The sequence below is a fragment of the Falsihalocynthiibacter sp. BN13B15 genome (assembly GCF_041205415.1).
Classification (GTDB): Bacteria; Pseudomonadota; Alphaproteobacteria; order Rhodobacterales; family Rhodobacteraceae; genus Falsihalocynthiibacter; species Falsihalocynthiibacter arcticus.
In genome coordinates, this window is sequence record NZ_JBGFCE010000144.1 from 1 (window position 1) to 243 (window position 243).

Here is a 243-nt window from a genome sequence, read left to right on the forward strand (position 1 = left end):
ACCACGCATGCGGGCGGCATCGTGTCCGCCGTTTGATGCGCCTCATGCGATTGGTGCCGATTTATCAGGAGCCCAACACCAGTAAAAAGCATCCGCAACACAAGATTTGGCCATATCTTCTAAGAAACGCGGTGATTGACCCTCCAAACCAGGTCTGGTGTGCAGATATTACCTACATACCGATGCGGCGCGGCTCCCTGTATCTCGTGGCCATTATGGATTGGTACAGCCGCAAGGTGCTGG

Annotated in this window: 1 pseudogene; it reads left to right on the plus strand. The window is 54.3% G+C overall.

Annotated elements, in window-relative coordinates:
- Positions 1–243 (plus strand): annotated as a pseudogene (locus AB9F26_RS22560) (IS3 family transposase); the annotation flags it as partial.